The sequence below is a fragment of the Ideonella azotifigens genome, assembly GCF_006519715.1.
GTDB lineage: Bacteria > Pseudomonadota > Gammaproteobacteria > Burkholderiales > Burkholderiaceae_C > Ideonella > Ideonella azotifigens.
This window is the reverse complement of record NZ_VIDT01000524.1, coordinates 1-3988: the sequence shown is the minus strand read 5'-3', so window position 1 is coordinate 3988 and position 3988 is coordinate 1. Positions and strand designations below refer to the sequence as shown.

Genomic DNA, 3988 nt, shown 5'->3' with positions numbered 1-3988 from the left:
GAAATGAGCAGCCAGGCCGAGCAGCTGCAGCAGACCATGGCCTTCTTCAAGCTGGCCGGCGGCCACCGCGACGCTGGCTTGCCGCGCCCGCGCCCCAACCCGCAGCGCCCTGCCCCCGCACGCCGCAATGCCTCACCGGGACGGCCACGCGCCGGCAATTTCCAGCCCGCCGCCAGCATGGCTTTTGCCGCGGCCAATGCCCATGTGCCCACAGAGAGCGTGGACGAATCCCAGTTCGCTCGTTTTTGACCCTGCCGCAGCGGGTGAACAGCAGATAAGCGGTCCTGCCAGACACCCTCCGCCCCCGCCCAGCAAGCCCAGCGCCTTCCTCGCCCCTTCTACCCAGAGACCGCCATGTTCCAAATCAAGACCACTCGCCAGACCCAGCAGGAAGCGTCGGCATTTGCCGCCGTCATCGACACCCAGCTGGCCAAGGTGCTGACGGCTGCTGCCGCTGGCGACCTGTCAGGCCGGGTCGACATGCGCGCACTGCCGCCAGCGCTGCACAGCACGGCGGAAGCCACCAACCGGCTGCTGGACGAATTGCAGGCCATGCGCGTCGACCTGGCCCGCATGGCCGCCGCTCACGAGCAAGGCGACATTGACGCGGTGATGGACACGACGCGCCCGCCCGGCGAGTTCGCCAACGTGGCGCGCCAGGTCAACGCACTGGTGGGCTCGCACATCGCGGTGAAGAAGCTGGCAATGGGCGTGGTGGCGGAATTCGGCCGTGGCAACTTCGACGCGCCAATGGCCGCGTTGCCCGGCAAGAAGGCCTTCATCACCGAGACCATCGAACGTGTGCGGGCCAACCTCAAGGGCCTGATCGCCGGCATGAACCACATGAGCGCCGAGCACGAGCGCGGCGAGATCGATGCGCTCATCGACACCCACAAGTTCGACGGCGACTTCCGCACCATGGCCCAGGGCGTCAATGAAATGGTCGGCGCCCACATCGGTGTGAAGAAGCTGGCAATGGGCGTAATCAGCGAATTCGGCCGCGGCAACTTCGAGGCGCCCATGGCCCAGCTGCCAGGCAAGAAGGCCTTCATCAACGACACCATCGAGCGCCTGCGCAGCAACCTCAAGGGCTTGATCGCCGAGCTCAACCACATGAGCACGGAGCACGACAAGGGCGACATCGACGTGGTCATTGACGCCAACCGCTTCGAAGGCGACTACCGCTCGATGGCCAAGGGCGTCAACGACATGGTCGCCGCCCACATCGCGGTCAAGAAGCTGGCGATGGGCGTCGTGGCCGAATTCGGCCGTGGCAATTTCGAGGCACCGATGCCTCAGCTGCCAGGCAAGAAGGCCTTCATCAACGACACCATCGAGAAGGCACGCAGCAATCTGCGCAGCGTGGTCGACGTGGTCGACCTGATGGGTGCGATGAGCCGCGGTGACCTCACCCGCACCGTCGAAGGCGAGTACGAAGGCACGTTCGCCGACCTGCAGACCTATGTCAACGCGATGATCGAGAAGCTGCTGCAGGTCGTCGGCGATGTCAACTCCGGCGCCGAGTCGCTGGTCAGTGCATCGGAAGAAGTCAGCGCCACCGCGCAGGCCCTGTCGCAGGCTGCCACCGAGCAGGCCGCCAGCGTCGAAGAGACCAGCGCGTCGATGGAGCAGATGACGGCTTCCATCTCGCAGAACGCCGAGAACGCCAAGGTCACCGACAGCATGGCCACCAAGGCCACCGCCGAAGCGGCCGAAGGCGGTGAAGCGGTCAAGGCCACCGTCGCGGCGATGAAGCAGATCGCCAAGAAGATCGTGATCATTGACGACATCGCCTACCAGACCAACCTGCTGGCGCTGAACGCGGCCATCGAAGCGGCCCGTGCGGGCGAACACGGCAAGGGCTTTGCAGTCGTCGCCGCCGAGGTTCGCAAGCTGGCCGAGCGCAGCCAGATCGCGGCCCAGGAAATCGGTGAAGTGGCATCGTCCAGCGTGGAGCTGGCCGAGCGCGCCGGCAAGCTGCTGGACCAGATCGTGCCGAACATCCGCAAGACCTCGGACCTGGTGCAGGAGATCAGCGCCGCTTCGGAAGAGCAGTCTTCCGGCGTGGGCCAGATCAACGGCGCCGTGACCCAGCTGAGCCAGACCACCCAGCAGAACGCCGCCAGCTCCGAAGAGCTGGCCGCCACCGCCGAGGAAATGAGCGGCCAGGCCGAGCAGCTGCAGCAGACCATGGCCTTCTTCAAGCTGGCGCGTGCCGAGCAGCGCCCGGCGCCCACCACCAACATTAAGCCCCGCGCCGCCGCGTCCGCCAGGAAATCGGGCACGGTGACACGCCGCAGCCCGGCAGTGTTCGCCCAGGGCCGCGCTGCTGCCGTGATGGCCACGGCCGAAGCGGTGGACGAGGCGCACTTCACGCGGTATTGAACCCCTCAAACGCCGGCATTGCGCTCGCGTACTTGCACGCTAGGAAAACCCTGTCATGTTGAAGAATCTCAAACTCGGACCAAAGCTGTTCGGTGCCTTTGCCGTGGTCCTGGTGCTGATGGCCGGCCTGGGGCTTTATGCCATTTCGCAGCTGGCTGCAGTCAACGCCTCCACTGTGGACCTGGCGACCAACTGGATGCCCAGCGTTCGAAACATCCTGCTGAGCAAATCCAACCTCAACCGGCTGCGGGTGCTGGAGTTGCGCAGCATCGTCGCTACCGAGGCCAATGAACTGGCCAACGCCGAGCGGGAAAGCAACGAGCGCATCGCCGCCACGCGCAAGCTTTGGGATGACTACGGCAAGCTGATTGCTTCACCCGAAGAGCAGAAGATGTACGACCAATTCAAGAGCGATCTGGACGTATTCCTGGCCGAGCACACAAAGATCGTGGCCCTGGGACGGCAAAACAAGAACGACGAAGCCAAGATGCTGCTCGACGCTGAATCCCTGCGGCGATACAACGCCTTGCGCGAGGTCGCCGACAAGCTCAGCGACCTGAACATCGATGGCGGTGTCAAGGCCTCCGAGCAGGCCGCCAGCAGCTACGCCAGCGCCCGAAACTGGGTCATTGCCATCCTGGGCATCTGCACGGTCTTGGGCATGTCCATGGCGTGGATCATCACTCGCGCCATCACGCGACCCATTGCCCAGGCGGTGAACGTCGCCAATCAACTGGCCCAAGGCGACATGTCGGTCCACATCGATGTCGAGGGCAAGGACGAAACCGCCCAGTTGCTGCAATCGATGAAAGACATGGCGGGCTCAACCGCGGCCAGCGTATCGGACGTGGTGCGGGTGATGGGCGCCATGGCGCAAGGCGACCTGACACAGCAGATCGAGGCGCAGTACCCCGGCGTCTATGCCGACCTCACGCGCTATGTCAACGCCACCGTGGTCAAGATGGCCGAAGTGGTGGCGGAAGTGAATTCCAGCGCCGAATCTCTGGCTGGCGCGTCCGAGGAAGTCAGCGCCACTGCGCAGGCCCTGTCGCAGGCGGCCAGCGAACAGGCAGCCGGCGTCGAAGAAACCAGCGCCTCAATGGAGCAGATGACGGCTTCCATCTCGCAGAACACCGAAAACGCCAAGGTCACCGATGGCATGGCCACGCGGGCCGCCACCGAAGCCGCCGAGGGCGGCGAGGCGGTCAAGGCCACGGTGGTCGCGATGAAGCAGATCGCGCAGAAGATCGTGATCATCGACGACATCGCCTACCAGACCAACCTGCTGGCGCTGAATGCGGCCATCGAGGCCGCCCGTGCCGGCGAACATGGCAAGGGCTTTGCGGTCGTGGCCGCCGAAGTGCGCAAGCTGGCCGAGCGCAGCCAGATCGCGGCGCAGGAGATCGGCACCGTGGCCTCGTCCAGCGTGGAGCTGGCCGAACGGGCCGGCCAGCTGCTGAGCCAGATCGTGCCCAACATCCGCAAGACCTCGGACCTGGTGCAGGAGATCACCGCCGCTTCGGAGGAGCAGTCTTCCGGTGTCGGTCAGATCAACGGCGCGGTCACGCAGCTCAGCCAGACCACGCAGCAGAACGCTTCCAGC

Annotated in this window: 2 protein-coding genes and 1 pseudogene; all 3 read left to right on the top strand. The window is 65.0% G+C overall.

Translation table 11 applies throughout. The annotated features are described in order from the left end of the window. Positions 1-249 (top strand): annotated as a pseudogene (locus FKP22_RS32545) (methyl-accepting chemotaxis protein); the annotation flags it as partial. Between the two features lie 105 nt (positions 250-354). Next, the gene (locus tag FKP22_RS23295; protein WP_141290059.1) at positions 355-2385 is read left to right on the top strand and encodes a methyl-accepting chemotaxis protein; all 2031 of its coding nucleotides are present in this window, start codon (positions 355-357) and stop codon (positions 2383-2385) included. A gap of 55 nt (positions 2386-2440) precedes the next feature. Continuing rightward, positions 2441-3988 (top strand): methyl-accepting chemotaxis protein (locus tag FKP22_RS23290; protein ID WP_141290058.1); only part of this gene is annotated, 1548 nt, incomplete at its 3' end.

What these genes read in the sequence shown, in the direction of transcription:
- FKP22_RS23295 (WP_141290059.1), top strand. Translation starts at nt 355, where the DNA reads ATGTTCCAAATCAAGACCACTCGCCAGACCCAGCAGGAAGCGTCGGCA.